25 protein-coding genes and 1 pseudogene are annotated in these 26,883 nt (G+C 58.7%); 13 read left to right on the forward strand and 13 right to left on the reverse strand.

All coding sequences use genetic code 11. The annotated features are described in order from the left end of the window. Positions 1-74 precede the first annotated feature (74 nt). Positions 75-833: a transposase gene (locus tag H0V34_05740; GenBank protein ID MBA2491213.1), complete on the reverse strand. Its 759-nt coding sequence runs from the start codon at positions 831-833 to the stop codon at positions 75-77. 717 nt (positions 834-1,550) lie between these two features. Between H0V34_05740 and H0V34_05745 the strand changes: the two genes are divergently transcribed. The 7 genes from H0V34_05745 (at position 1,551) to H0V34_05775 (ending at position 11,636) form a co-directional block, all read left to right on the forward strand. Next, a complete protein-coding gene (locus H0V34_05745; GenBank protein MBA2491214.1) occupies positions 1,551-3,269 on the forward strand; it encodes a hypothetical protein in 1,719 nt (572 codons plus the stop codon). Positions 3,270-3,648: 379 nt separating this feature from the next. Further along, positions 3,649-5,124, forward strand: a complete 1,476-nt coding sequence (locus H0V34_05750) for a UbiA family prenyltransferase (protein MBA2491215.1) — start codon at positions 3,649-3,651, stop codon at positions 5,122-5,124. A gap of 96 nt (positions 5,125-5,220) precedes the next feature. Next, positions 5,221-5,616, forward strand: coding sequence for a UDP-N-acetylglucosamine 2-epimerase (locus H0V34_05755; GenBank protein ID MBA2491216.1), 396 nt, complete (start codon positions 5,221-5,223; stop codon positions 5,614-5,616). After that, positions 5,597-8,488 (forward strand): aminotransferase class III-fold pyridoxal phosphate-dependent enzyme, encoded by a 2,892-nt coding sequence (locus tag H0V34_05760; protein MBA2491217.1) that lies wholly within the window; start codon positions 5,597-5,599, stop codon positions 8,486-8,488. Before H0V34_05755 ends, H0V34_05760 begins: the two co-directional genes overlap by 20 nt. A gap of 371 nt (positions 8,489-8,859) precedes the next feature. Further along, positions 8,860-10,197, forward strand: a complete 1,338-nt coding sequence (locus H0V34_05765; protein MBA2491218.1) for an FAD-dependent oxidoreductase — start codon at positions 8,860-8,862, stop codon at positions 10,195-10,197. A 26-nt stretch (positions 10,198-10,223) separates the two neighbouring features. After that, complete coding sequence (locus H0V34_05770; protein ID MBA2491219.1) at positions 10,224-11,054, forward strand: class I SAM-dependent methyltransferase; 831 nt, start codon at positions 10,224-10,226, stop codon at positions 11,052-11,054. Between the two features lie 237 nt (positions 11,055-11,291). Then, positions 11,292-11,636 (forward strand): small multidrug resistance protein, encoded by a 345-nt coding sequence (locus tag H0V34_05775; protein MBA2491220.1) that lies wholly within the window; start codon positions 11,292-11,294, stop codon positions 11,634-11,636. 21 nt (positions 11,637-11,657) lie between these two features. On the opposite strand, the gene H0V34_05780 is transcribed toward H0V34_05775, so the two are convergent. From H0V34_05780 to H0V34_05795, 4 genes are all read right to left on the reverse strand, one after another. Further along, positions 11,658-12,209, reverse strand: a complete 552-nt coding sequence (locus H0V34_05780; GenBank protein ID MBA2491221.1) for a flavin reductase family protein — start codon at positions 12,207-12,209, stop codon at positions 11,658-11,660. 167 nt (positions 12,210-12,376) lie between these two features. Continuing rightward, complete coding sequence (locus H0V34_05785; protein ID MBA2491222.1) at positions 12,377-12,598, reverse strand: hypothetical protein; 222 nt, start codon at positions 12,596-12,598, stop codon at positions 12,377-12,379. Positions 12,599-14,093: 1,495 nt separating this feature from the next. Then, a complete protein-coding gene (locus H0V34_05790) occupies positions 14,094-14,753 on the reverse strand; it encodes a peroxiredoxin (GenBank protein MBA2491223.1) in 660 nt (219 codons plus the stop codon). A 213-nt stretch (positions 14,754-14,966) separates the two neighbouring features. Further along, on the reverse strand, positions 14,967-15,152 hold the full coding sequence (locus H0V34_05795; GenBank protein ID MBA2491224.1) for a sigma 54-interacting transcriptional regulator: 186 nt from the start codon (positions 15,150-15,152) through the stop codon (positions 14,967-14,969). Between the two features lie 480 nt (positions 15,153-15,632). Between H0V34_05795 and H0V34_05800 the strand changes: the two genes are divergently transcribed. Continuing rightward, a complete protein-coding gene (locus H0V34_05800; protein MBA2491225.1) occupies positions 15,633-15,887 on the forward strand; it encodes a CsbD family protein in 255 nt (84 codons plus the stop codon). Positions 15,888-16,354: 467 nt separating this feature from the next. Next, positions 16,355-16,609: a DUF883 family protein gene (locus tag H0V34_05805; protein ID MBA2491226.1), complete on the forward strand. Its 255-nt coding sequence runs from the start codon at positions 16,355-16,357 to the stop codon at positions 16,607-16,609. Between the two features lie 33 nt (positions 16,610-16,642). Here the strand turns inward: H0V34_05805 and H0V34_05810 are convergent, their stop codons facing one another. After that, the gene (locus H0V34_05810) at positions 16,643-17,344 is read right to left on the reverse strand and encodes a BON domain-containing protein (GenBank protein ID MBA2491227.1); all 702 of its coding nucleotides are present in this window, start codon (positions 17,342-17,344) and stop codon (positions 16,643-16,645) included. A 30-nt stretch (positions 17,345-17,374) separates the two neighbouring features. Between H0V34_05810 and H0V34_05815 the strand changes: the two are divergent. After that, a pseudogene (locus H0V34_05815) lies at positions 17,375-18,288 on the forward strand (SDR family oxidoreductase). A gap of 23 nt (positions 18,289-18,311) precedes the next feature. Here the strand turns inward: H0V34_05815 and H0V34_05820 are convergent. Then, complete coding sequence (locus H0V34_05820) at positions 18,312-19,712, reverse strand: deoxyribodipyrimidine photo-lyase (protein ID MBA2491228.1); 1,401 nt, start codon at positions 19,710-19,712, stop codon at positions 18,312-18,314. Between the two features lie 106 nt (positions 19,713-19,818). On the opposite strand from H0V34_05820, the gene H0V34_05825 reads away from it, so the two are divergent. Continuing rightward, positions 19,819-20,271 (forward strand): hypothetical protein, encoded by a 453-nt coding sequence (locus H0V34_05825; protein MBA2491229.1) that lies wholly within the window; start codon positions 19,819-19,821, stop codon positions 20,269-20,271. 46 nt (positions 20,272-20,317) lie between these two features. Here the strand turns inward: H0V34_05825 and H0V34_05830 are convergent, their stop codons facing one another. From H0V34_05830 to H0V34_05850, 5 genes are read right to left on the reverse strand one after another with little or no spacing between them, the layout of a single operon-like run. Then, positions 20,318-21,103, reverse strand: coding sequence for a succinate dehydrogenase iron-sulfur subunit (locus H0V34_05830; protein ID MBA2491230.1), 786 nt, complete (start codon positions 21,101-21,103; stop codon positions 20,318-20,320). A gap of 52 nt (positions 21,104-21,155) precedes the next feature. Then, positions 21,156-22,961 (reverse strand): succinate dehydrogenase flavoprotein subunit, encoded by a 1,806-nt coding sequence (locus H0V34_05835; protein MBA2491231.1) that lies wholly within the window; start codon positions 22,959-22,961, stop codon positions 21,156-21,158. Next, a complete protein-coding gene (gene sdhD / locus H0V34_05840; GenBank protein ID MBA2491232.1) occupies positions 22,958-23,344 on the reverse strand; it encodes a succinate dehydrogenase, hydrophobic membrane anchor protein in 387 nt (128 codons plus the stop codon). The genes H0V34_05835 and sdhD overlap by 4 nt, the downstream gene beginning before the upstream one ends. Beyond that, entirely contained in the window at positions 23,344-23,739 is a 396-nt protein-coding gene (gene sdhC, locus H0V34_05845) for a succinate dehydrogenase, cytochrome b556 subunit (protein MBA2491233.1), read from the reverse strand. The genes sdhD and sdhC overlap by 1 nt, the downstream gene beginning before the upstream one ends. A 19-nt stretch (positions 23,740-23,758) precedes the next feature. Beyond that, positions 23,759-24,160, reverse strand: a complete 402-nt coding sequence (locus tag H0V34_05850; protein MBA2491234.1) for a hypothetical protein — start codon at positions 24,158-24,160, stop codon at positions 23,759-23,761. A gap of 37 nt (positions 24,161-24,197) precedes the next feature. On the opposite strand from H0V34_05850, the gene H0V34_05855 reads away from it, so the two are divergent. After that, positions 24,198-24,422, forward strand: coding sequence for a DUF378 domain-containing protein (locus H0V34_05855; protein ID MBA2491235.1), 225 nt, complete (start codon positions 24,198-24,200; stop codon positions 24,420-24,422). Between the two features lie 158 nt (positions 24,423-24,580). On the opposite strand, the gene H0V34_05860 is transcribed toward H0V34_05855, so the two are convergent. Beyond that, complete coding sequence (locus H0V34_05860; GenBank protein MBA2491236.1) at positions 24,581-25,291, reverse strand: single-stranded DNA-binding protein; 711 nt, start codon at positions 25,289-25,291, stop codon at positions 24,581-24,583. Positions 25,292-25,543: 252 nt separating this feature from the next. On the opposite strand from H0V34_05860, the gene H0V34_05865 reads away from it, so the two are divergent. Next, complete coding sequence (locus H0V34_05865) at positions 25,544-26,875, forward strand: hypothetical protein (GenBank protein MBA2491237.1); 1,332 nt, start codon at positions 25,544-25,546, stop codon at positions 26,873-26,875. Positions 26,876-26,883: the final 8 nt, after the last annotated feature.

Raw genomic sequence — 26,883 nt, forward strand, 5'->3', positions numbered from 1 at the left:
CCAACACTCCCGTCAGCGAACCGATGAACCATCAACACGACTCGAAACCTGCGCTCGCGACGCGAGCCGGCTTCTCAAGTCCGACAGGCTGCTAGTCTGAGAAATGCACGCAACGCCATGCCGATATGATTGCGTTGCGCTTTGGCCGCGCGCACCTGCGCACGCTCGACGCCGCAGAACTGCTTGATGCCACGATGATAATTCTCAATCGTCCATGCGAAGCCCGCAAAGCGGACGCGCGCCACCTCACTCATCTGCAAGTCATTGGTTGCCCACCACTCAAAGTCGCCGTCTGGGGCGACAAGCTTGAAGAGGCGAATCCAACCATAGCCTTTCAGATGCACGATACAGCCTCGCGCATCGGTCGCAATCAGCGAGACGGCGCGCAAGCCTGTCCGATCCGGGTTCACCAGCCGGTTCGACTTCAGCCGCGTCAGCCATATCCAGCCGAAATCTCGCATGGTTTTCAAGTTTTCGAGGCTAGAGTACCAACTATCAAAGACGACGCAAGCGGGCTGAAAGCCGCGCTCACAGGCCGCCTGCAACATGGCCTGGAAGTGATCGTTCTTGGTCAACTCATCATTAGCTTTGTCATAGAGGCGGTAGTCACAGGGTACGTGGCGATCGCCGTCCGTCCACAGCAAGGTGATCAGATTGATGCCTTCGACCACCGCTCGATGTTTGCCGGACCAATGGCGCCGCACCAATGCTATTTTCTTGGCGTACGGCTTATCGAGCGTCGAATCATCAACGACGAGGATGCCTGTTGTGCGTTCGACCTGCGGCGCGGCTTCTTGCCAGAGCGTCTCGGCGGCCGGTTCAAGGCGATGCAACAGGCGCGTAAAGGCGTCGTGTGCGGGCGGCGACTCCTCGACGGGCGTGGTGCGCGCCGCTTCAACGCCGGAACAGACGCGCGGTGTGGCGATCAGGAAGTTGATGTAATCTTCGCAACTGACTTTGGCGGATTCATTTAGCTTCTTTACATTAGCGCAGTCCAACTGCGTAACTACTAACTTGTTTGAGGGGAGACCTCAGGGTCAGGTCTGGCCTACATGCTCGAGGTGTTCCCATCCGTCGGTTTGTGACATAGCCGTACTAGGGAGCTCAGCCTGGGCATTGATCTGGTAGTCTTCAGGCAGGCATGACTGGACAAGGGCGGCGGCGCTGAGCGCCTGAGCAAAGTGTCTGCCAACTATGGCGTGTCCCACTTGCTGAAGTGCTGCCCTCATCCGAGGCAAACAGACAGTAACGCGATGCAGAACGTGGCTGATATACTGAGACCCCGAGCGTGGGTGGACACCCGTTTGACGTTGGGACTCGACGCTGCCCCTCAGAAGGCTCGCACACGGGGCGAGCGTCATCTGCCGGTTCATCTATGCGAACCAAATTGGCGAGGATGATTCACCCAAACCAGGGTCTTCACCGATCAAAGGCAACAGCGCTCGGAATCGTATTTTTAACGGCCGAGCGGGTCCTTCGATGATTGCTGGCAGACGGGCGGAGATGGCCCACCACATTTCTATACGCGCCGGTAACCTCAGGAGCTCCGCATGATGTCCGACGCAAGCCGCCAGAGAAACGCAGGCGCACGTCTAACCGAACGTTTGGGTACCGTGCCAAGGGATACAGTCTCGTATCTCAGCAATTATGCGGCCTTTCTGCTCCTGGAATTTACTGCGCTGGTTCTGCTTCTGACGAGTATTCTATTCTTCGCAAGAATCGAAATTACGCCCTACCACGTCGCCGCGGCATTCATTGTCACGTTCCTGACACCGTTCGTCTACCGCAGCAGGCCCGAGATACACGGCTCCGTATCTGCAGCAGCGCTTGCATCGTCCTTTGCCCTTCTGTGCATCGCCACCGTAGTGTTCTCAGGCTGTTTCTATGACTTCTCTTTCGATGGCCAAGGTTATCGCCAGGAGGCCATTATACAATTGGCCAACGGCTGGAATCCCGTCTACGAACGGGTGCCTGAAGACGTTCAACGCAGCATCTGGATAAACCACTACTCGAAAGGACCCTGGATAACAGCGGCCGCACTGTACAAGCTCACGGGGAACATAGAACAGGGCAAGACGTTCAACCTGCTTTTGATACTCGCATCATTCTTTCTGTGTCTATCCGTATTGTTACGTATCAAGCAGATCGACGGCCGGATAGCTTTCATCTTCAGCCTGTTGCTCGCGCTGAACCCCGTCAGCGTGTATCAAACTTTAACTTTTTACATCGATGGCCAGCTCTCGTCATTGTTGGTCTGCCTGGTGGCCAGCCTAACGGCGATACTCCTCGCAGTGGACAAGCTTACTCTTGCCTCGTTGAGCTTCGTCATCTTGATCGCGCTGAACGTTAAGTTCACGGCTGTACCCTATGTTGCTTTCATCGGTCTGGGATTTATTGTGGCCGCGGCGCTCATGGGTAAGACTCGCCCGCTTCGGCGGGCAATATGGGCGAGCATTCTATGTTTTGCAGCAGGCGTGCTTGTCGTTGGCTACAATCCCTATGTCACAAATACGCTGTATCACGGACACCCTTTCTTTCCGCTCTTTGGCGAGGGTCATGTAGACATTATGGACGGTCCTAAATCAACGCCGGTGAGCCTCAGGGGTCTGAACAGAGTAGAAAAGCTTTATCAATCGGTGTTCGCCAAATCGCAAGCTTCCCTCACCGCAGAAACCGAGTTGAAGATTCCTTTAACGGTGACTAGCCTAGACGAGATTCGACCCTTCGGGTCGCCTAGCACGCGAATCGGCGGTTGGGGGCCGCTGTTTAGCGGTGTGCTGGTGCTGTCGGTGATTGGACTGCTGTGGACACTTGTGCGATCGCCTGCTTTGAGGAAGATCGGGCTGATTGTAATGGGCATAAGTGCGTATCTGCTCGCTTCCGCCTTGATCCACGAGGAGGGATGGTACGCGCGTTTCGCGCCGCAGTTGTACTGTATACCGGTGATTATTACCATGTTTCTGGTGAGTGTGCATGACAGAGTGGCGAACATCGTCGGTGGCATCGTGGCGGTCGCGCTGACGCTAAACATCCTCACTATTGGCGGAGTTTACCTGTACAAGAATCTCAAATGGAACTACAAGCTGGGTAATCAAATGGCGGAGCTCGCACGCGTAGATGGAGCGGTTCAAGTATATTTTGGCGATTTCCGCTCGACGCGCGTCAGATTTGAAAAGGCGATCCCTTATAAAGAGGTTAGCACTCAGGCGGGCCTGGCCTGTAAAACCCCAATGGAGATCATACATGCCACGGCGCTTGTATGTCCCTGACTCCGCATGATCGGATGATCTACCTTGCTCATGTTGCAATCTCTTCTACAGACGGGGCAGAATCCATATACACAAAGATCCGCCGATCAATTGTCGATCTTCCAGCGCTGGAACGGTTGAGAACTAGCGCTAATGAACTGGCACTCGCCTAATGTCATAAAATTGAATAAGTCGTAAGCAATTACGAGACGCAGCTCGGCGCATGAGTCTCCTATGGAAAGCGTAGAGAGCCGCATCCATGTCGTTATTCCGGTAATCGTCAAGCACAGGTGCGATCGGCGTGAGTATAAGTACGGGTGACAAGGGTGTTTCACCGGATGGTCAATGGGTTAAACGCCATTCGCAAGCATCTATCGTGTAACGGCGCAGGCGACAGTGAATGGAGGCAAATGTGCTGGTAACGGCTGAGACTGATGCTGGGGAGTACGAGCCAATCTGTATCGATCTGGATGGTACTTTTGTCAAGACCGACTTGATGCTTGAGATGCTGCTAAAGGCGGCGGGGCAACACTGGGCAGTCCTGCTTACGGCGCCAGTATGGCTCACTCACGGTAAGGCGTACTTTAAACAAGAGCTTGCCAAGCGCTGCACGCTGGACATCGCGCATCTTCCCTTTGACGAAGAACTGCGCTCTTATCTGAAACGTCAACGAGAGCGCGGCCACAGGCTTGTATTGGCAACTGCAGCGGACCGGAAGATTGCCGAAGCCATCGCTGCGGAAGCCGGCATCATCGATGAAGTGATCGCCTCGGATGGGATCACCAACCTCAAAGGCGAGACCAAAGCTCGCGTTCTCGAGGATCGCTTCGGCAATCGGGGATTTATCTATGTCGGCAATGATAGGTGCGATCTTCCGATCTGGCGCAAAGCTAAAGAGGCTGTCGTGGTGAATGCCTCATCATATGTGACCCGCGCGGCCGCCGCAGCAACAACAGTCCGTGAGACATTCGCGGCACGGGAGTCATCTCTTGTGCAGTTGCTTAAGGCCATGCGGACCTATCAGTGGGCGAAGAACATTCTTGTTTTTATTGCGCCACTGACGGCCCTGGTGCTATGGGAGCCCGCCATCGCCCTGGCTTCTTTGGTGATCTTCTTCGCTTTTTGCGCCACCGCCTCGGGTGTTTACATCATCAACGACTTGTTGGATTTAGATAGTGATCGCCAACACCCACGTAAGCGATACCGACCCTTCGCTAGCGGTAAGCTCCCGCTCCAATATGGATTGTATGGCCCGATATTAGTATCGATTGGAATTATTTTTGGCTCGATTGTATCTAGCGAGTGCGGCTTGGCGATCGTTACTTACGCGGTTTTGTCGATCGCCTATTCCGTTTCACTCAAAAAGAAACCGCTTATCGATGTTTTCGTCCTTGCGAGCCTCTATTCTCTACGATTATTGACCGGGGGACTTGCGACCGACGTCAGTGTATCGACATGGCTCCTGAGTTTTTCGAGCTTTCTATTTCTGGCTTTAGCGTTTTTGAAGCGAACCGCAGAATTGGCGGCTCTGCGTTCAGAGGAGAAGCGGAAGGTGTCGGGACGCGGCTATGGCGCTTCTGACCTTTCAATGCTTAAAGTCATGGGCGTGGCGTGCAGTTTTGTTTCCAGCCTTGTCCTCGCGCTTTACATAGACAGTACTACAGCTCGGACAATATACGCCAATCCGAATGTCCTTTGGGGAATCGTGCCTCTGATCCTTTTCTGGCAATGTCGGCTATGGCTGTCTACCGCTCGCGGCCGAATGCACGACGATCCGATCGTCTATGCTGCCAAGGACCGCATATCCTGGTTGATTTTTGGCTTGATCATGGTGATTTTTGGAATCGCGAACTTAGATGGTATACCGTGGGGGTGAGTGTTGTCGCCACCACAGCTATCGGAGATAGCGCAGAAACTTTTATAACGACCGCGCGTTTGTTGAGCGGCCCTACGGTGAGAATTTGACTGTGCGGTGCTCACTAGAGGCAGGGGCAACCCAAACTTCTCGCAAGTCTTCTTTAGTGAGCTCAAGATTCCCGAGCCTCGCTACAGCCTCGAATTCGGTTCGCTTTGCCTCGGCGCGCAGACCGGCCGCATGCTGCATGCCGTTGAGCCTTCCCCGGTTTGCGAGAAGCCGGGTTGGGTGGTTTACGGCGGTACCAACTCCACGCTTGCCGACAGGCGCAACCTCCGCGTCGCCCCCGTTGAAGCCGGCCTGCGCTCTTGGTCTATCCTCGATCTGGTGGTCCTCGCCGGGCTCGCGGAAGAGCTGCGGAATCGGTATCGCCGTACTGTTGATCCTGTGCTTGGCGACCTAGCCCGACCACTCAAGAGCGTACGCGCAAGGGATGATGCACAAGGCGGTTAAGCTGCACGGCTGGGGTCGGGTCAGTGGTGGCCTGACCTCGGTTACGTTGCCGGAGACGCGCGCCGAGGCCATCGAGGCCATGCACTCCGCCCGAGACGGCACGGCGATCGCCTTCGGGGGCGGACGCAGCTATGGCGATATGGCCCTCAATAGCCATGGCCGGGTCATCCTCACCACACAGCTGAATCGGATCCTGTCATTTGATTCCGCCAATGGAGAGGTAGTCTGCGAACCGGGCGTCACCTTTCACGAGCTCCTGCGCGAATTCCTTCCCTTCGGTTTTGCCGCGCCGGTGAGCCCCGGCACGGGCTTCGTCACCATCGGCGGGGCAGTGGCAAATGACGTGCATGGCAAGAACCACGACGTCGCCGGGAGCTTCGGGGACCATGTCCGCTGGATCGATCTGCTGCTGCCTTGCGGGGACACCGTGCGCCTCTCACCCAAGGATCGACCCGAGTGGTTTAACGCCACGATCGGCGGCTTGGGGCTCACCGGCATCATGCTGGCGGTCTGCTTTACACTGCGGCGTGTACCCACGAACGCCGTCCGGGTCGAAGAGCGACGGATCCCTGACCTGGAAGCCTTCTTCGCGGCCTTCGAGACGGCACGCACGCGTTGCACCTATTCGGTGGCTTGGATCGACGCATTGGCCGGGGACGCTCGCCTAGGCCGCGGTATTCTAGAGACCGCAGAGCACGCCGACGCTGCGCTATCGAGGTCACCACCGCGGCGAGTAAGAGTGCCCTTCGACTTCCCCGCCGCCGCGCTCAATCCGTGGACTGTGCGCGCCTTCAACGCCCTGTACTATCGCCGGGTGCCTCCGTCAGGCCGTCGGGTCGATCGCCTGATCGACCAATTCCTCTATCCGCTCGATGCTATCCTGGACTGGAACCGCCTGTACGGCCGGGCCGGTTTCTACCAGTTCCAGTGCGTGGTGCCCGAGGCAGACAGCCACCGGGCCATCCGGCGCCTCTTAGGGGAGGTCGCCAGCGCCCGAGCCGCCTCGTTTCTAGCCGTGCTCAAGACCCTCGGCGGCCAGAGCCAAGGACTGCTGTCGTTCCCAATGCGCGGCTACACGCTGGCGCTGGATCTCCCCAGGCGTCCAGGGACTGAGCGGCTCATCGCCCGCCTGGGCGGAATAACACTCGATTATGGCGGGCGTGTCTACCTCGCCAAGGACGCCTGCCTGCCAGGCGAGCTGTTCCAAGCCATGTATCCCAAGCTCGATCGCTTCCGCGCGGTGCTGGACGAGTTGGACCCACACGGGCGCATGAGCTCGGACCTCTCACGCCGCCTCGGGGTCCGAGGGCAACAAACTCTGTCTCCTGTAGTACTGGACAATTCAACCTTGGGCCGTTCAAATAGAAGGTGCGGGCCAATCCTTCCCGCTAGGCAAGCTATGAGCATGACTGTAACGCGAGAAAACATTAACGATCGGCAAGCGCCAGGCGGCCGGGTGGCAATTGTCAAACCTGGGCTGTTGACCGTGGAAGATGCCAAAAAGCTGAGTGTGGCGGAGACCACCGAACTTTTTCGCGATCATGTGAACCCCGGCCAGCTCCATTTCCTCAAACTCTTGGGATTCAATGAGGTCGTCGTCGAGAGCGCCGAAGGCATGTATTACACGGATAAGCGCGGTCGCAGGATCCTCGACTTCTTCGGGGGATTCGGCTCACTCGCGCTCGGGCACAATCACCCGCACATCCTGGCGGCGCGCAAGCGATTTCAGGATGAGAAGCGCCACGAGATCGCTATCGCCTTCATGTCTCAGTACGCCAGTGCCCTATCCAAGAACCTCGCCAGCATCGCACCGGGAGACCTGGACATGGTGTTCCTCGGCTCCGCGGGCTCAGAGGCCGTCGAGGCGGCGCTCAAACTGGCGGAGAAGGTTCAGGGACCGCGACGTTCCACGGTTGCATATGCCGAGCGTTCCTTCCATGGCAAGTCGCGCGGAGCCCTGTCGGTCACCGATTCCGACTTCTACCAGTCGACCTTCCGGCTTTTGGATAATCGTGTCCGCATTCCCTTCGGTGACGCAGCCGCACTCGAAGCGGCGCTCCAGCGCGATCATTCGATTGGTATCCTGATTCTGGAGACGGTGCAGGGCGGCGCCGGGGTCGTCCTTGCAGCTCCCGGCTACTGGCAGGAGGTTCGCCGGCTGTGCGATCGTTACAATGTGCTTTGGATCGCCGACGAAGTGCAATGCGGGGTCGGACGCACGGGCCGCTTCTTTGCGTTCGAGCACGAAGAGGTGGTGCCGGACATCGTCACGCTGGCCAAGTCGCTCGGGGGCAGCAAGGCAGCTATCGGCGCCATTATCGCCCGGCGCCCGCTCTACATGACGGCCTACGGGACGCCCAAGACCGCCCTCATCCACGGCCCGGCCACCTTTGGAGGCATGGGGGAGACCTGTTGCACCGCGATCGAGGCCCTGAACGTCCTCTACGACGAAGGGCTCATCGACAACAGCGCAACGCAAGGCGCCTACCTCCTGGAGCGGCTGCGCAGAGTACACCGCAGTTATCCACAGATCTTAAAGGAGGTGCGTGGTCAGGGACTCATGGTAGGGGTCGAGTTCCAAGACTTCAGCCAGACCCTGCCATTCGGCCTGCGCAGCATTGTCTCCGTTCTCGACGACAAGCTCCGCGGCAGTCTGTGCGGCTTCGTCGGCAGCCTGTTGCTGAAGGACCACAATATCCTGGTGGCCTTCACCGAGTACAACCGTAACGTCATCCGGCTCGAGCCCCCGCTCATCGTTACGCGCGAGCAGATCGAGACCTTTGTGGCGGCGCTCGATGAGGTCCTCTCCCGCGGGATCACCCGCATCATTACCGACTACGCGAAGAACTTTCTGCGCAAGAGCCCTGGATAGCTCGATGACGGGCGGGGAGGCGGGCCACTAAGCCTTCAAGGGGCCTTATTCACTCCCGGAGGCATTGTCAAGCTACATCCTAAGTCCGCCATCGGTTTGGCATCCGCGCTCTGGTTCGATAATATGTTGGCGGTGCAACGCGTCAACTCGGGAGTAATAGCGCCGTTGTTCTGCGACTCGGGGATCAGCTCGAGCTCGGCGAGCGGGCGCGTATGGGGCCCGCAGGATCATCGCAAGGCGGTTGGTCGGCGCTACTGATAAGTCGAAGAAGCGAGTTTGTCCGCGGACGCAAGCTCGCGCGCGCTCCGCATGGAACGCGCCGATGGCGCGTGTCCGGTCAGCTCAGCCACTGGAACTAGAGGTCACCTTTCATGAAGCAGCACCCTATTGTCGTCATCGGCGGCGGTTACGCCGGTTTGCTTACCGCACGACAGCTCGCGGCAGCGCAGATCCCATTTACTTTGTACGAAGCATCGAAAAACATCGCCGGTCTCGCCTCTACGTTCAAGGATGTCGAAGGTTACAGCTACGACTTTGGGACCCATCTCATTACCAACCGGCTGGCGCAGACGCTGGGCGTCGACGCGCGATGCCGGGATGTTGAGTATTTCGGTGAAAGCGTGGTTCTCCACGGCAAGGTCTACAGCTATCCATTCGGTCTCATTACCGTCCCGAAATTCTGCTTGAGCGCACTCAAGCAGCGCTTGAGCGGCGCACCCGATGGAGCCGCGCTGGATGCTGCGGCCTGGGCCGAAGCGGCTTTCGGTCGCGACCTCGCCCGCGAGGTCGCGATTCCGCTCATGGAGAAGCTGACAGGCGCCTCAGCCGCGGAGCTGTCGCCGACGATCAGCAATAAGCTGCCCAATGTCCTGCGGACGGTAATGCTGCGCATTGCTGGGCGTCTCTCGCGCAAGGCGGTGGCGATCGGCTACTGCCAGGATCTGCCAGAGAAGGCGAGCGTCTGGCATGCCTACCCGACAGGTGGGATCGCGATGATTTGTGAGCACCTGCTGGAAGGCATCGATGGCAATGTCAAGCTCGAATCCCCCGTCCAGAAGATTCACGTGGAGAATGGCGCTGTCGTCGGCGTCGATGTGAATGGCCAGACCCAACCCGCTGCCGCGGTCGTCAGTACAGCACCGGTGAACGTTCTGCCGAGACTGATTTCCGGTACGGACCGCCTCGAGTACTTGAAGGAGTTTCGCTACAGCAACATGATTTTCGTCAATTTGTTCCTCAACGGCCGAAACCTGATGCCCAACGTGGCGGTGTGGTTCCCGGAAAAACAGTATGACTTCTTCCGCGTGCAGGAGCCGCCCATCTGTCTGCCTTGGACGGCTCCCGAGGGCCAGACCTATTTCACCGTCGATATTGGCTGTCATGTAGGGGATCAACACTGGAGTGCGGATGACGAAGCGCTCGCCGCGACGTGTCTCGACCAGCTCCAGTCCGTCGTACCCGACATCAAGTCACGTTATAGAGGCGCGCGCGTATTGCGCACTAAGATTGCTTATCCTGTTTACCTTCTTGCCTACGAGGAAGAACGGAAGAGTTTCTCACGCGACTCCGGTCTCAAAGGTTTGTACAGTGTCGGGCGAAATGGCGAATTCGCCCATATTCTGATGGAAGACGTCTACCTCCGGACCACCCAGCGGGTCGGCAGGATGATCGAGGATCTTAACCGCATTCCCGGCCAGCGTTTCCACTGAGCGCATTCACGAAGGAGTGTAAATCTATGTCCGTTGCTCAATCACGGCCGGTCCTGCTCGGATCGCGCTACCTCCCGAGCCACCAAGAAAACCGCATGAAAAATGAGGGCGGCGTCGAGTACGCTCGCAAGTTGTTCTACGACGGCATCAATCCGAATCTAGTGTTCTTGCTGAACAATCGCTTTCTCTGGATGCAGAAATTTATCGATCCGCAGAAAAGCTGCGGTATCGAAGTCGGCTGTGGCCAAGGATATGGCAAGGATATATTGCAGGCTAAATCATACTTACTCACCGATTGCGCAGATCACGAATGGCTAGACGTCAAACATGTCGATGCGCTCAGCACGCCTTTTGAGAACAATGCCTTTGATTTCGTCGTCGCGTCGAACATGATTCATCATGTACCCTTCCCGATAGTTTTCTTTAAAGAAATGCAGCGCATCCTCAAGGTGGGCGGACGAATGCTGATCCAGGATGTGAACTGTTCGCTGTTGATGCGCGTCATGCTCCATCTCATGCGTATCGAGGGCTATTCTTACGATGTCAATGTGTTCGACCCGAACACACCGGCCAACGACACCCAAGATCTTTGGTCCGGGAACAATGCGGTTCCCAACATGCTATTCGACGATGAGGATCGCTTCCACCGGGAAATTCCGTTCTTCCGCATTACCGATCGAGGGTGCAGTGAGGTATTGGCGTATCTGGTGAGTGGCGGCGTTACCGCCAAAACCTTCTTTATCCCGTTGCCACGATGGGTGCTTCAGACCTTAAAATGGATCGATGATGGGTTGACAACGCTCGCGCCGCAGATCTTCGCGCTCCAGCGCCGGATAGTACTCGAGCGTGTTGCCTAGCAATCCCGGATCGAACACGATCGCGCGTTGACAGGAAGGCTCGTCCGAGCCCGTGAGCCGTATGAAGGACCGCCGTCCGGGCGGAGAAATGCTAATGTTGAAGTAGCGGGCGACCGGAGTCAGCCGACAAGCTGTAGTCCTCCCAGTCCTCCCAGTCCTCCCAGTCCTCCCATCCTCCGAGTGGCCCGTCTTCGGCGGCCGAGGTCTCTTCTTACAACCATTGAGGTGATCTAGGCCATGAATGCATGGTTTATCCTATTCTTCGTGGCGTTCATCAACAGCATAGCCGGCCTGCTGCTTAAGCAATCGCGCGTGGTCGCAGAGGGGAGTTCATTGTTCTTGCTCGTGTACTCGCCCTGGTTTATCGCGGCATGTCTATGTTACCTGGTCAATACATTTCTGTTCGCCAAGGCCCTGGATTACCTGCCAGTCTCCTTGGTCTATCCAGCCTACGCCGGAGCCGGTTTCGCGCTTATCGCCATCGCGGGCAACTACCTTTTCGGAGAGCGTTTGGGCATGCACCAGTGGCTCGGCATCGTGCTAATCGCAGCCGGTATACTGACGGCCTCTCGAGGGCAGTGAGACCTTAGTCGCACCGGCGACTTACTCGGGTGATTGCAGAGCGCAGGGTTGCTGCGCACCGTCTACATGCGTGTAGACGCCACGATAAAAAAGCAGCGGCCTACGTTCAGGCCGGTGTTCAAAACGCAACACCTCGCCCACGAAGATGACGTGGTCGCCGCCACCGTACGTGTGATGGATGCGGCACTCGAAGCGCGCCAGCGCCCCGGCTAGGAACGGACAGCCGGTGTCGGTCAACACGTAATCGCAACCGTTCCATTTGTCGATGAGCGCCTTAGAAAATCGGTGGGCCAGTTCCTGCTGATCGGCACTCAAGATGTTGACTGCGAAGTTGTGGCTGCAGAGGAACGCCTTCAGGCTGTAAGCGCTGCGGTCCAGGCTGAACAGCACCAGCGGCGGGTCCATCGACACGGAGTTGAAGGAATTGGCGGTGATGCCAATCAGCTCATCGTGCGGACCGCGAGCGGTGATCATCGTAACACCGGTGGCGAAGCACCCGAGCGCGTCTCGAAATTCACGCGCATCCATAGTGAGCTTAAATGGAATGGCCTCATCGGGATATCGAGCGTTCATCAGCAGTATCCTTGTTTTGCACCTGGTGGACGGCGCATCAGGCGGGTACGCGCCTCGTCTGTGGACAATAGACAAGAACTTGGCCACGGTCGCCTGAATGCGCTCTTGAAATTGTAACGCTTGATGCCGGGCCAAGCTGGCGCGGTTCGGTTCCCGCAGCCGAGGCCTCAAAGAAGCCGCAGCAGTGGTGACCAAGCAAGCTTCGCGGCCAAAGCCGCTCTGACGGCGATATCGTCACGCGCCGCAGGAGCGACCATCTTCGACAAACCGCAATGCTCGCTGTGGAGCACACGCTCGTTGAGCGACTGGTTCCGATAGTCGAGCGACTGCGCCCCTAGCAGCGCCATATTACCGACAAACTGGCGCAGCACCTCGTTGGTTGGTGCCATCGCGCCCACTGCGGATCGAATTTGAAGCCGAGTCCACAATGAGGTTCACTGCCCCATGTCTTGGTTTCCGTCACCGCTGCGTGCCTGTGGCCCTCAAAGCAAATTCTCAAGAAAACAACCCTTGTTTCTATTTCGGATTCATCTCGGGTATAAGAACTTAATCGCCCCTTTTCGTCGCCTAGGAAAAGTACCGCTGGGTAAGTGAGTTGTCAAACATGCTAGTCCTCGCTATAGGATCGGGACTCTTCAGGGCGGCCCAAGGCGACAAATGTTCACACCATTTCGCGTCTCGCGCGAGTGAAGGTCAAGGGGGAGTATCGGCTCAGTGGCTGAACCGGATTTAAGCGTATCCGTTTGCTCGGAAAGGGGACCACGGTCTAGGAGACGTTTGCATCTCGCTGGCGAGATATTGTCATTAGTTGTGGCCGAGATAGACCTCGTTCATTAGACAGGCGGGCTTGGCCACCATGCTCTTATAAACGACTAGACTACCTGACTTCACGCATTCAGCCGCTTATCGGATAACCGTTTACGCGCCTGGCGGTGGCGCAGAGGCCGCGTCGTTCGACCGCATCATTGTTCTGGTGTAGGGGCCCATCGTCGAGATGGTCATCCGTCGGAGTTGCGACTTCGGCGCGGCTATTCGACAATATGTGGCGGATGCAGGCGGAGGGTCTCAGCGGCGACGATATAGCAGCGGCTCAATTCACTAGCGACAGCAAGCTTACCGCGCAGGCATCGGGCCCGAGTGCACAGGGCCGCATCACACGGGGCAATAGTTTTTTAAGGTCTGCGATCGTTTGTAGTGTCAGTTTCGTAGGCCGGACGTGCTAGGCTTTCTGCGAGCCCGGGTTCCGCGTTATCACCAATTCACGCTCCCGATCTTTTGGCTTAACTTTCCCGTATGTTGGGGTTCGGCAGGGGTTCCAACGTATAGGGTAGTATGACGATAGCATGTGCGGGAACGTGCGGCAATAATCTCCTTTGTATGAATGGCTTAAAGCTAAATGGCTCTATTCGCGGAGGATTTAAACTCGCTTAATTTGCTTTCACACGGCAGGGGTCGCTGGTTCGATCCCAGCATCGCCCACCAATTGAACTCACCTGAATTTTCCTGCCACATCTTCTGTAGGGTGGATGAAGGCGGGGCGCACTGTGCAAAATCGTTATGAACGAACAGTGCGCGTACTCCACGGCGGCTGTCGATGGCTACACTCGCAAAGCATGCGTGTGCTTGTCGAATGGGGTGGCGGGCTCTATTCGCCCTACCGCGCTGTACGCGCCCATAAGCAATGAGCCATCGTTCGAGAAGGGCCTGTCTCGACCAATGGACGCACCTTCGCGGCCGATACGATTGCCAAACCGGCGTGCGCGCGCCATCCCCCGCTTGGAGACGTTCCAGCAAGGTAGGCACTGAGCTGAACCTTGCGACACGGACGCCGCCAAAGAGAACCCTGCCCGCGATCGCAGGCAAGGTCATCCTGGCCGATCATCGCTATTGCGGCTGTTTGACCGTGCGCAAATAGGGTTTGTGCGTCTTGAAGCCTTGCGGATATTTCTTCCGGGCCTCGTCGTCCGATACCGAGGTCGGGATGATGACGTCGTCGCCATCCTGCCAGTTGACGGGTGTTGCGACCTGGTGTTTGGCGGTCAGTTGCAGGGAGTCGATCGCGCGCAGCACTTCATCGAAGTTGCGGCCCGTGGTCATTGGATAGATGAGTATAAGCTTGAGTTTTTTGTCCGGTCCGACCACGTACACGTTGCGCACGGTAGCGTTGTCCGCGGGCGTGCGACCTTTGGCGTCGCCGTAAGCTTCCGCGGGCAGCATATCGTATAGCTTGGCGATGCTTAAGTCGGGATCGCCTATCATGGGGTAATTAGGCGCGGTGCCCTGCGTTTCCTCGATGTCCTTCGCCCATTTGCTGTGATCGCCGACCGGATCCACGCTCAAGCCAATGATCTTGACATTGCGCTTGTCGAACTCGGGCTTGATGCGCGCCATGTAGCCCAGCTCGGTGGTGCAAACGGGGGTGAAATCCTTGGGATGCGAGAACAGCACGGCCCAGCCGTCACCGATCCATTTGTGAAAGTCGATCTGGCCTTCGGTGGTTTCGGCCTTGAAATCGGGCGCGGTGTCTCCGAGTCTTAGTGACATTATGATCCTCCAGGTAGTGGCGTAAGTAAGGGGTATATAAACTTCGGGCGGTCTCATTTCAAGACCGCCGCCGTGTTCAAGACTAGATCATCCTGGGGCAATGACCCGCAAGCGGAAATTTCGACCCTGATGCGCCTCGGTACGGTGTCGTTTCGGGGGGCAAGTTAACGCTGCTATAAAAATTACAACGTGGCGTAAATATTACAATCGCCCCTAGTCTAATGCGCCCGGGTCAATGCGCCTGATAGCGCTTGAGCCTTGTTGTACATGGTCTTGAGGCTGATACCAAGCGCCCGTGAAACCCCCGCGCTCATGGCCAAACAATTTATTACCCTTCAGACTTGCCGGCAGCGCACCACTATTGCGCACCCACTGAGTCTGTGGGTGCAAGTTCGCCACCAGATCATTGCCCGCGCCACGTTCGCCTTCAATCGCCCCCAGGGAGATTGCGCGCAGGGCGGAAGGTAGGTTCCAGACCCTTAATCTATTCGGAAAGTACTAGTGTAAAGCTCGGATCATCATCGACAGGGACGTGACGCATAGAACTCCCCTGATGTTTTCGCGCGGCATGCTGACTATAAGTGATGCGCCCGTGAAGCGCGGTAACGCCCCCAGCGCAGTCGATATTCAGCCGATGACGATAACAGGTCCCCCTTTGAAACATAAATCTCGAGCGTTTCTCTCAAAGTCACCTCGGTGCTGGCTCGCACTGCTTCGCCAGAATGCGGATCGTCTTATGGGCAATGTCGACACCGTCCCGGCGCCGCGAGCACTCCGAAATGCCCGAATTATTCTCGCCGCTGATCCAGAACTTTGGTACACCGCTTGCTTCGCAATTCGCCAGACTCTTTGTACGGTAATCAGACACAGGAGATTGCAATGTCGAGTCACCCATTGACGGGTAGCGACTGGTCCAGGCTCAAGGCATTCATCCAGCAGGATCTGGCAGGCGTTACCGAGGCTGATCTCGCCTCCTGCGAGGGCCAGCGCGAAAAGCTGGTGACGAAGCTGCAGGAGATTTACGGGATCACGGCCGATGAAGCCGAAGGCGCGGTGGCGTATTATGAACAGCGGATCGCGATGTGGTATCGCTCGCGGCTGACCGGGTCGGCGCCGCTGAAGTCACGCCACTAGGCGCGACGCAGGTGATGCGCGCGGCGCCCGCGGGTCTGGGCGCGATGCCGGGCCGACGTCGCGAGTTCATCGGCAGCACGCGCAGGAATCGCGAGGAACCGTTGAGCATAACAGTGACTACATCTGACGCAGTTAACAGTTGATAAAATTATTTTTCCACCAGGCGCGTTTTAGATATATACTGCGCTCATTCCGAAACGACAGTTCATAGAGGTTTCAATTAGCGCGATGCGTTAGCGTCCATTCTCCCATTGCGGGCTCTTTTTGAGCCTAAACCGTTTGATCGCCTCCTCTTCCCCTCCCCACTTGATCGAACGGTTTTTTTTGCGCGGCTTACAGCGACCTGACTATCGTATGGAATCAATCGTACTGCTGGATCAAAATGCATTTGCGTCGATGACGACTTTGGCCGATTGGACCGTTAACATCGAATATAATAAAAATCTCATCCAAACGGAGTAGCTCTCATGCGATATAAATCAGATCGCGCACGCGACGCGCTGGAACAGGCCGTGGAACGCGCCTCGGATGCCGGACAGCGGCTGAAAGAATTGGGTACCGCTATCGAAGAGCGCGCCTACGACACGGCGCGGAGCACCCGCCGCGCGTCCGAGGATTACGCTGGCCGCCTGCGTGACTGCGTGGTGGATTACCCGCTGGCATCGATCGGCGTCGCGGTGGCCGTGGGCGCGTTTCTCTCGGTGCTGTTCGCCCGGCGGTAGGCCGGTTTTGCCAGTGTGCTGTCACGCCGCACACTAGCGCGACAGCACTTCCAGCTCGTTGTGCACGGCATGCACGCCCGGGATATACCATACGTCCCGCGCGGCAGTTTGTTTCTGCGCCTCGCTGGTAACCGCGCCACGTAGGGTCACCTCGCGGTCGCGGGTGACCGCCGATATCTGTTCGGCGTCCAGTGTCGGTTCCTTGTCGAACACCATGCGCACCACATCCGTAATTTCCTCGTCGTGATCGGCCTGTGGCGGCCGCACGTGCAGGCGGTTGTAGATATCGCAACTGCCGGGCAGCCACCACAGCAACACCTCCGCGAACCGGCGGTGAGACAGGCTTTTCACCTCGCCCGTAACCTTGATCGCGCAATCCACAGCCGTCACCCTTATCCAGTCCCGATCCTGACCCGACGGCGCATCCGTACCGGTATTGATATCGATTTCAGCGAGGGCGGGCTCGCGGCGCAAAGCGTCCAGCGCGGCGTCGCGCAGCTGATCGTTAGCAATGCGCTCGCCCGGCACCAGTCGCAACCGGTCCTCGATCGGCAGTCCCCCGGCATGCTGGTGGGCAATACGCAGCGCCTTGCGCTTGGCGATTATGTCCGCAACCTCCCCTTCCAGATGAATGACGTCCTCCACGTTGATGGTTATCGCGGACGCATGCATATTGATGTCTCCATCAACCTCTAGCGCCGCGCGTATCGCGCTGGCGATGGATTCTTCACTCACTGTGCCTCCTGTTTTTCGGGTATGCGCAGCATGTCGCTCGCCGGTGGCGTAACTACCTTCCAGCCTGTCCCCGGCAAATTCGTAAGCGCCAACTGGAACAGGCTTTGCAGGTCTGCCGCTTTTAGCTCGTGTAGCGACGACACGCAAAACGACGACCAAGATCAATTGCCGCGCGATCCGCAACATCAATCCGTGCAGCCCGGCCGCGAGGAGCCGATGATGCCTCAGCCACTCACCATTCGCGATGATTACCGCGGCAGCGCAAAGCTCCAGGACAAGGGTGGCGCTCATCACCGGTGGCGACAGCGGCACTGGGCGCTCGGTGGCGGTGCATTATGCGCGCGAAGGCGCCGATGTTGCGATCATCTACCTGGAAGAGCACGACGACGCCCGGACCACCCGGCAGATGGTCGAGGCCGAGGGCAGTACGTGTTTCTTGCTGACGGGCGACGTCGGTGACGAGGTATTTTGCCGGAGGCCGTGGCGGCGACTGTGGATCGCTTCGACAAACTCGACATTCTTGTCAATCACGCGGGTGAGCAACACCCCACTGCCGGCATTGAGGAAATTTCGGCCACGCAGCTGGAGCGCGGGGGCGTCATCATCAACACCAGTTCGGTCACGGCGTATCGCGGCAGCACGCATTTGATCGATTACGCCGCCAGCAATGGCGCGATTACCGCGTTCACGCGTTCACTCGCCAAAGCGCTAGTCGAACGCGGCATTCGCGTTAACAGCGTCGCGCCCGGCCCGATCTGGACACCGTTGATTCCGGCAAGTTTCGATCCTGATGAAGTGGCCGCATTCGGCACCAACACACCCATGGGGCGGGCAGGCCAACCTGCCGAGTAGGCCCATGCTACGTCTTTCTGGCTTCCAGCGACGCGTCTTATATAACCGGCGAAACGCTGCATCCCAGCGGTGGGGATTTTGTCTCCAGCTGAGCTTTATGGATCTCCATCCGGTGTCAGCCCGTCTGTCCGTAACCCGCTTGTTCGTAACGTTCCCGCGCCGCGTGAAACTGCTGCGTGTGATCCATCATCGGTGACGGATAATCGTTAAGCCCGGGCGGACGCGAATCGTGCAGTCGATGAATGGCCTCGGGTGTCAGCCCCCGCAGCGCCGGCACCCAGCGCTTCACATACTCCGCCTGGCTGTCGAATTTCTGCTGTTGCGTCCACGGGTTGAGAATGCGGATGGGACGTGTGTCCACCCCCACCGAGGCAATCCACTGCCAGTTGCCGTTATTCACGCAAGGGTCGTAATCGACCAGTCGACGCGCAAAATAGCGCTCGCCCCAGCGCCAGTCGATGAGAAGATTCTTGGTCAGGAAGGAACCGGTGACGAGCCGCGCGCGATTGTGCATCCACCCCGTCTCGTTTAGCTGGCGCATGCCTGCGTCGACCATAGGAAAACCGGTGCGCCCTTCGCACCAGGCGTTGAAGTGATTTTCATCATTGTCCCATCGCATGTCGTCAAACCTGGTTTTCAGCGACTTGCCGAACACCCACGGATTGAAGAAAGCCAACTGGGTGAAGAAGTCCCGCCAGTAGAGTTGACGGATGATCTCCTCGCTGGCCGCCGCCAGTTCCTTCTTCAGCGCGTGATAGACCTCGCGGATCGACACCGTACCGAACTTGTGGTGCGCCGAGAGACTGGTGGTGCCGGCTTGCGCTACCGCATCGTGCGAGTGACCGTAGTCGTTGAAATCAGCGAGCCGCCGCAAAATCGCCACACCGCTATCGCGTCCGCCGCGTACGTGCGCGCCTGCGTTGCGCTCTTTGAGCAGTTCATCGTAAAGAGTCTTGCCGCGCGCGAATTCGATGGGGCCTTTGTGGAAATCGCCGGCTTTGAGCGACTGCGGCGACGGCACGTCGAACTGGCGGGCGCGCCGATAATACGGCGTAAACACCCTGAACGGCGTGCCAGCTTCGGTCACCGTGCGGCCAGGCTCATTCAACGACACATCGGGATACTGGCCGAAGAACACGTGTCGACGCGCACACAGCGCTTGCAGTTCGCCATCCCGCAACCGGCTGAACGGCGTGTAGTCACGGTTGACCATTACCGCCTCGGCGCCGCACTGCTCGATCAGGCGCTCAACGATCTCGTGCGGCAAGCCTGCGAACCGGTACAGCGCGCCCCCGGCCGCCTTCAGTTGCCGCTCCAGGTCTTCAAGCGACTCGAGCAGAAACTGAAATCCGTGCGCGGTGAAGTAATCGTTCTGGTCACCCTGCTGGCGTGGATCGAAGATGAAACACGGCAGCACGCGCTCGGCCAGCGCGAACGCCTTGCGCAGGCCCGTATTGTCATCCAGTCGGAGATCGCGCCGGAAGACAAAAACCGCGGTCTTGTAAGACTTGGCCATAGAAAAAACCGATTTTCGGGGGTTGATTCTTTATGGTCTAGCAGCAACAATGTTGCATTGCATCAACATTATTTGCTTTTATGCTTCAATCCAAGAGGTCATATCTATGACACGGCGCAGACAATTGGCGGATGCACAAGGCAACCCGTTGTTAAAGGATTTCGGCGCATTTTATCCCACCGGCTACATCGTCATCGCTTTCGAGCGTGGCGAAGACGCGCGGCAAACCTGCCACGAGTTGCGCATCGGCGGCTACCACGAGCAGGATTGCGCGGTGCATGAACCGTGGGAAATGGCCGCACGGGCGCATCGCAACATCAACACGACCGGCCTAATGGCCCGGCTGGGCAAGAGCGTCGCGGCTGTCAAGAAACATGCCCGCGCGGCCAGCAATGGCGCAACTTTCCTGACAGTTTACGCGCCAGACGAAATCGAAGTCGAACGCGTGATGAACGTCGTGCGCCGCCGGCCGCATGTCCTGGCGCACCGCTATCAACGTTTCGTCATTCAGGATCTGGCGCAGCGCGACGAGGAGCCACGCGCGACCGCCACGCGGTAAACAAACACTGTCTCATACCGTGCCGGGCAATCAGCCCGGCACAATTTTACATGTGCCGCTGGGCGATCATTTCCTTGATCTTGCCAATCGCCCTCGCCGGGTTGATGCCCTTCGGACACGTGGCGGTGCAGTTCATGATGGTATGACACCGGTACAACTTGAACGGATCTTCGAGTTCGTCGAGCCGCTCACCGGTCGCTTCGTCACGGCTGTCCGCGATAAAGCGGTGCGCCAGTAACAAAATGGCGGGACCGAGATAACGCTCCTGATTCCACCAGTAACTCGGGCAACCCGTTGAACAGCACGCGCATAGAATACAGCGCTCGTTGTCGTCGAACGCCTGGCGTTCCGCCGGCGACTGCAGGCGCTCCTTGTCTGGCGGCGCGGGTGTTTCCGTCCGCATCCAGGGTTTCACCGACGCGTATTGCGCGAAGAAGTGGGTGAAGTCAGTCACCAAGTCTTTCATGACCTGCATGTGCGGCAGCGGGTAAATCTTCACGACGTCGCTTCGGCATTCCTCGATGCGTTTTGTACACGCGAGCGTGTTACCGCCGTCGATGTTCATCGAGCACGAGCCGCAGATGGCCTCGCGGCAGGAGCGCCGGAACGCCAGGGTCGGATCGAGCTCGTTTTTAATCTTGAAAAGCGCGTCCAGTACCATCGGCCCGCATTCGTCCAGATCCAGCTCGAAGGTATCGATTCTGGGGTTGGCGCCGGCATCGGGATCGTAGCGATAGACGATAAATTTCTTGGGGCGCCGCGCACCGTTGGTCGCAGGATACGACTTGCCATCCTTGACGACCGAATTGGCCGGTAACCGGAACTGCGCCATTGCAATCTCCTGAAAATTTAAGGCCTTCCCCCAACAAGGGGGAAAGAGCACGTCAATACGTTCGCGCTTTCAGCGCAACGGTTTCGACTTCGTCGGTGAGCGTATTCAGATGTACCGGTCGGTATTCGAGCCGCACTTCACCGCCCTCGCCGACCCACGCCATGCTGTGCTTCAGCCAGTTCTGGTCGTCGCGATCCGGATAGTCCTCGCGCGCGTGCGCGCCGCGGCTCTCCGTGCGTTTGGCGGCGGAAGCAATTGTCACCAGCGCCTGCGCGATGAGATTCGAGAGCTCGAAAGTCTCGACCAGATCGGTGTTCCAGATCATCGAGCGGTCGGTCACGCGGATGTCGTTGTTGAACGTCTCCAAGAGCGCGCAGATCTTCTGCGTGCCCTCATCCAGGATCTCGGCGGTGCGGAATACGGCTGCGTATTCCTGTATTGTTCTCTGCATCTGCAGGCGCAGCTGGGCGGTCGGCGTGCCGCCGTTGGCGTGTCTCAGTTCATCGAAGCGCGCGATCGCCGGCTCCGACAGTCGCGCCGGCAACGGCCCTGGCGGGTTGCCGGGTTTGACCAGCTCGGCGCAGCGCTTGGCCGCCGCGCGTCCGAACACGATGATATCGAGCAAGGAATTGGAGCCCAGCCGGTTCGCGCCGTGCACCGATACGCAAGCGCCCTCGCCGATCGCCATCAAACCCGGCACCACGGTTTCCGGATTGCCGTCCTTGTAAGTCACCACTTCCGCGAAGCGGTTGGTCGGCGTGCCGCCCATGTTGTAATGCACCGTCGGGATGACCGGGATCGGCTCTTTCGTCACATCGACGTTGGCGAAGGTTCTGGCTGTCTCGGCGATGCCCGGCAGGCGCTCGTGGATAATCTTCGGATCGAGATGCTCCAGATGCAGGTGCATGTAGTCCTTGTCGGGACCGAAACCCCGGCCCGCACGGATTTCCATGGTAATGCTGCGCGAAACGACGTCGCGCGAGGCCAGATCCTTGGCGTTGGGCGCGTACTTCGGCATAAAGCGCTCGCCTTGCGCGTTCTTGAGATAACCGCCTTCGCCGCGCGCGCCTTCCGTAATCAGACAACCGGAACCATAGATGCCGGTCGGGTGAAACTGCACGAACTCCATGTCCTGCAGCGGCAGGCCGGCGCGCAGCACCATGCCGTTGCCGTCGCCCGTACAGGTGTGCGCGGAGGTGCAGGAGAAATACGTGCGGCCGTAACCGCCGGTGGCGAGCAGTACCATGTGCGCGCGGAAGCGGTGCAGTTCGCCGGTGGACAAATCCCAGGCCAGCACGCCGCGGCACCGGCCTTCGTCGTCCATGATGAGGTCAGTGGCGAAATACTCGATGTAGAACTCGGCCTGCTGCTTGAGCGACTGCTGATACAAGGTATGCAGAATCGAATGACCCGTGCGGTCGGCGGCCGCGCAGGTGCGCTGCGCCGTGCCCTGGCCGTAATGCGTGGTCATGCCGCCGAACGGACGTTGATAAATGCGGCCGTCGTCGCGACGCGAGAACGGCACGCCGTAATGCTCCATCTCGATCACGGCCTGCATGGCGTTCTTGCACATGTATTCGATGGCGTCCTGATCCCCCAGCCAGTCCGAACCCTTGACGGTGTCGTACATGTGCCAGCGCCAGTCGTCCTCGCCCATGTTACCCAGCGCGGCGCTCATGCCGCCCTGCGCCGCGACCGTGTGACTACGGGTCGGGAATACCTTGGTGATACACGCAGTGGTCAAACCTTCCGCGGCGATGCCTAAGGTCGCGCGCAGACCCGCGCCACCGGCGCCGACGACGACGACATCGTAGGCATGATCGACGATGGTATATGCGTTGTTGTGTGCCTCACTCATACGCCGGCACCCAGGGCAATCTTCAACACCGCCACTACACCCAGTACCGTTAGAAAAATGCACGCGAAGTTCGTTAACAGGATGCCGGCAAGCTTCATCCATTCGACGTGCACGTAATCCTCGATGATCACGCGCAGACCCAGTTGCAGATGATAGAAAAGCGTTGCCAGCAGCAGGATCAGCAGCACGGTCGGGATCGGTGATCCCACCCAGGCGACAAACGCCGCGTAGTGCATGTCGCCGAACGATGCGACCGAGAAAGCGAACCACAGCAGCAGCGGGACAAGCGCCACCGAGGTGACGCGCTGCAGCCACCAGTGCGAAAAACCCGCTTTGGCCGCGCCCAGGCCGCGCGCGGCGGTCACAGGTGTGCGCACCGCCATCACGAACTCCAGCGCGTGGCGATCACCACGATCCACAACAACAGGGTCAGGCCGGCCGAGGCAATCAGCGCGATCACAGCCGTGTTGTGCGTGGTGGCATAGTCGAAACCGTAGCCTATATCCCAGGCCAGATGCCGGATGCCATTACAGAGGTGGAAGAACAGCGCAAAGGTGAATGCGAACGTCAACAACTGTCCGTACCACGCGGCTACATGGCTATGCACGCCAGCGTACGCATCGGGCCCCGCCGCGGCCGCGGCTACCAGCAGTACGAACACGAACGCACCGAAGCCGAGCAATGCGCCGGTAGTGCGATGCGAAATCGATAATATGACGGTCAGCGGCAGCCTGTATATCTGCAGATGCGGTGACAGGGGGCGCGAATCAGGTGTCATGCAAACGGCTCCGAATTATTTACAGCTTTGTACGGCTTGATTTTTTTGACGCTTGGCTCACGCCGTGCGCAGAGCAGTATGGCGGTGATTCGCCACAGTAAAAAATCATCGATGAATCGAATACCGACTGCCGGGCAAGATGGCGAAAGTACGTGAAAACGGCACTGGGTTCAATAGTTGGCTGCGTTCGCCGTGGCGCCGGGTTTGCGCGCGCCGGCAAGATGTAGTCCACTGATTGCAGTGTCGCCCGCCGCGGATGCGACACTGCGATTAGCCATGATTTCCAAGAAAACTTCCACCCAGCCGCCTGCGGCATCTGGTGCTGGGCGATCAGCTCAGCCGCGGAGGCGCCGCATTTGACGATTTCGATATCGATCGCGACGCTGTGTGGATGGCGGAGGAGAGTGACGACCACAAGCACCGTAGACTTTTTTTATACCGACAATGGGAGCCATTGCTTGAAAACCGTGGACCTGATTACATTCATATTGATTATCATCGGTGCCCTTATCTGGGGCTCGGTGGGGGCGTTCGACTTCAATCCGGTGGCCATAGCGTTTGGCCCCGCGCATGCAGCAACGCGGGGGATATATATACTGGTGGGCTTGAGCGCCGTTTACCATGCGATCGCGTTCAGGGCGATTCAACAGCGCTGGCGTCCGCGGACCAGCCGCACGCTTTAGCAGGACGTTGAAAAAGGGCCGTCCTGCCCTTTTTCAACTCGACGGGTCCGGCGCATGTCCGGACCCGTCTGCGCGAATCAAACACTTGCGTGTTTAATTCGCGGGCAGGGCATCCATGCCCCGCATTAGCAGGCTGGTTTTCAACAGCCTGCTAGTTCTCAGCTTGCGGGCTCCATGCCCATGGCCGACAGCGCCTGCTCGGCAGCCTCGGCCCAGCCCCGGTTCGCGGCAGGGTCGGCCGGGCTCGGATGCGGTATCACGCCGACCTTGCGGTCACCCGCCACTTGCGTAGCACGTTCCGCGGCGAAGCGGCCGATCCCGATAACATACCGTGGGGACAGCCAGTCCAGCGCGCGCGCAAGCGCGGAATCGCATATCGCGAACAGCGCCTGTCTTTCCGCGCGCGAGAGTTTGTCCGGCGTGCGATTTCTGCCGCTCGCCTCAAGAAAGCCCAGCGGGCAATAGTTCAACACAAAATAACGCGCGAAGAATGCGTGCGCCGTGCCGTACCGCTGTTGCGCCCACCCCCACAGCCGCTGACCGCTAACCTCACCGCGCGCGCAATCAAATCCCAGCACCGGCCGCGCGGGATGCTGCGACCGTGGCTGGTCCACCGAGCCCACGATGCCGAGCCAGTCGCGCACCATGCTCGCATCACCGAACGGAACGCCGGTCTGCATCATGCCCCAGGGCCCTGGATTCATGCCGATCAGCACGGCTTCGCGCGGGCGTGCGCCGAAGCGATCGAGATAGATCCGATGATTGTCCCAGGCGTATTCCAGCGGACTGTAAACATAGGCCACTGGTGCGGCGAAACGCAGGTCACGCAACTCAAGGCGCAACACCCGCGCGGTTTCGACAAGGTTCATAACTTCAGGCAATTGGTGCGGCGCGTTTACGTTAGCGGGGAATCGTGGCGTCGAAACAGTTTATTGGCTTGATATCACTGGACACATAATATGATGTACGGCATAGTCGCGGCCACCGAAGAGCGTGGCGTCAGGCAATTGCCCGTCAGAATGTAAGAAATGACATTTGCGTTCGAAAACAGGCATGTTGCCGTTACGGTATAAAAAGATGACTAAACCCACCGGCTCCTGGCCGCTTCCACGCAAACCGCGATGCGCACGCTGGTCTTAACCTCCCAACTGGGCAATGGGCACACCCGCGCGGCCGAAGCCGTCGAGGCGGCGCTGCTGCGCAAAGACCCGCAAATGCGCATCCACAGGCTGGACCTGTGGACCTTGATGGACGCGAAGGTCGCCGCCGCTCTGAAAGACGGTTATTTACAGATCGCCACCGAACACCCCGAGATCTACGACCAGCTTTACCACGCGCGCACTAAGCAGCAACTGCTGGGCAAGGAACCGCTGCCGCCGTCGTTCGCGGAAGTGCTGGACAAGCTGGTTATCCGCTGGTTTCCGAAACGCTGGTTCGCGCCCCGTACCCGCAACATCGACCAGGCCGTGCTGGTGACCTTGCTGGACATGCTCACGGGCCGCGTCTCGTCGGTGCCGGACACACTCATCCGCAGCGGCCTGCTGTTATGGATAAGATCGTTGTTGCTGCGCAGGCTGAAAGCCGAACTGGCCCGCTTCGCACCCGATATCGTCATCGCCACGCAGGTTTATCTGGCTGCGCTCATGATGGTGGTCAAGCGTCGCGGCGATTTTATCGGTACACCCACCCTGGGCGTGTTGACCGACTACGGTATTCATGAATTCTGGGTGCAGTTCGGCACATCCGGCGATTATTGCGTCGCGACCGATGCAATCGCGCGCCAGTTGCACGCGCGCGGGATCGCGCCGGAGCGCGTACACGCGACCGGTATTCCGTTAATGCCCGAATTCAGCCATCCGCCCTCGCAGGCGGAGGCACGCCAGCGCCTGGGGCTGGACGCGCACGCGCGCGTGGTGCTGGTGACCGGCGGCTGGTTCGGCATCGGCGTCAGCGAGGCCGTGAAAGGTCTGATGGACTGCGCGCTGGACTCGCAGGTCATGGTCACCATCGGTCGCGCCGAGGCCGGCGACATACGCAACCTCAGGCAACTGGCGAAGCAGTATCGGGGTCGGCTGCGCCTGATCGAATGGTCAGACGAGATGCCGGTGTTGCTGCGCGCCGCCGACGTGGTAGTGGGCAAACCGGGCGGTCTGTCCGTTGCCGAGGCGCTGGCCTGCGGCCGTCCGTTTTTCGCGACCACTTCGCTGGGCGGTCAGGAAGGTTTCAATCTGCAATTCCTGGAGCAACATGGCGTCGGCCGGCAGGTTTCCTTATGCCAACTCTTCAATGCGCTTCACGGCTTGCTAAGTTCACCGCAGAAGCTCCTCCGCGCGCAGGAACAGGCCTGGAAGCTGGGCCGGCGGGAAAGCGCGGAACAGATTGCGGCGCTGGCCGTCACCCACGCAAAGTCCCAAGGCGGGGCCGGCACGCAGTGGGCGGCGGAAAAGTTCTAGTTACAAAG

It is taken from the genome of Gammaproteobacteria bacterium, from assembly GCA_013696315.1.
Classification (GTDB): Bacteria; Pseudomonadota; Gammaproteobacteria; order JACCYU01; family JACCYU01; genus JACCYU01.

What these genes read in the sequence shown, in the direction of transcription:
- H0V34_05745 (MBA2491214.1), top strand. Translation starts at nt 1,551, where the DNA reads ATGATGTCCGACGCAAGCCGCCAGAGAAACGCAGGCGCACGTCTAACC.
- H0V34_05750 (MBA2491215.1), top strand. Translation starts at nt 3,649, where the DNA reads ATGGAGGCAAATGTGCTGGTAACGGCTGAGACTGATGCTGGGGAGTAC.
- H0V34_05760 (MBA2491217.1), top strand. Translation starts at nt 5,597, where the DNA reads ATGATGCACAAGGCGGTTAAGCTGCACGGCTGGGGTCGGGTCAGTGGT.
- H0V34_05765 (MBA2491218.1), top strand. Translation starts at nt 8,860, where the DNA reads ATGAAGCAGCACCCTATTGTCGTCATCGGCGGCGGTTACGCCGGTTTG.
- H0V34_05770 (MBA2491219.1), top strand. Translation starts at nt 10,224, where the DNA reads ATGTCCGTTGCTCAATCACGGCCGGTCCTGCTCGGATCGCGCTACCTC.
- H0V34_05775 (MBA2491220.1), top strand. Translation starts at nt 11,292, where the DNA reads ATGAATGCATGGTTTATCCTATTCTTCGTGGCGTTCATCAACAGCATA.
- H0V34_05780 (MBA2491221.1), bottom strand. Translation starts at nt 12,209, where the DNA reads ATGAACGCTCGATATCCCGATGAGGCCATTCCATTTAAGCTCACTATG.
- H0V34_05785 (MBA2491222.1), bottom strand. Translation starts at nt 12,598, where the DNA reads ATGGCACCAACCAACGAGGTGCTGCGCCAGTTTGTCGGTAATATGGCG.
- H0V34_05790 (MBA2491223.1), bottom strand. Translation starts at nt 14,753, where the DNA reads ATGTCACTAAGACTCGGAGACACCGCGCCCGATTTCAAGGCCGAAACC.
- H0V34_05800 (MBA2491225.1), top strand. Translation starts at nt 15,633, where the DNA reads ATGTCGAGTCACCCATTGACGGGTAGCGACTGGTCCAGGCTCAAGGCA.
- H0V34_05805 (MBA2491226.1), top strand. Translation starts at nt 16,355, where the DNA reads ATGCGATATAAATCAGATCGCGCACGCGACGCGCTGGAACAGGCCGTG.
- H0V34_05820 (MBA2491228.1), bottom strand. Translation starts at nt 19,712, where the DNA reads ATGGCCAAGTCTTACAAGACCGCGGTTTTTGTCTTCCGGCGCGATCTC.
- H0V34_05825 (MBA2491229.1), top strand. Translation starts at nt 19,819, where the DNA reads ATGACACGGCGCAGACAATTGGCGGATGCACAAGGCAACCCGTTGTTA.
- H0V34_05830 (MBA2491230.1), bottom strand. Translation starts at nt 21,103, where the DNA reads ATGGCGCAGTTCCGGTTACCGGCCAATTCGGTCGTCAAGGATGGCAAG.
- H0V34_05835 (MBA2491231.1), bottom strand. Translation starts at nt 22,961, where the DNA reads ATGAGTGAGGCACACAACAACGCATATACCATCGTCGATCATGCCTAC.
- sdhD (MBA2491232.1), bottom strand. Translation starts at nt 23,344, where the DNA reads ATGGCGGTGCGCACACCTGTGACCGCCGCGCGCGGCCTGGGCGCGGCC.
- sdhC (MBA2491233.1), bottom strand. Translation starts at nt 23,739, where the DNA reads ATGACACCTGATTCGCGCCCCCTGTCACCGCATCTGCAGATATACAGG.
- H0V34_05860 (MBA2491236.1), bottom strand. Translation starts at nt 25,291, where the DNA reads ATGAACCTTGTCGAAACCGCGCGGGTGTTGCGCCTTGAGTTGCGTGAC.
- H0V34_05865 (MBA2491237.1), top strand. Translation starts at nt 25,544, where the DNA reads ATGCGCACGCTGGTCTTAACCTCCCAACTGGGCAATGGGCACACCCGC.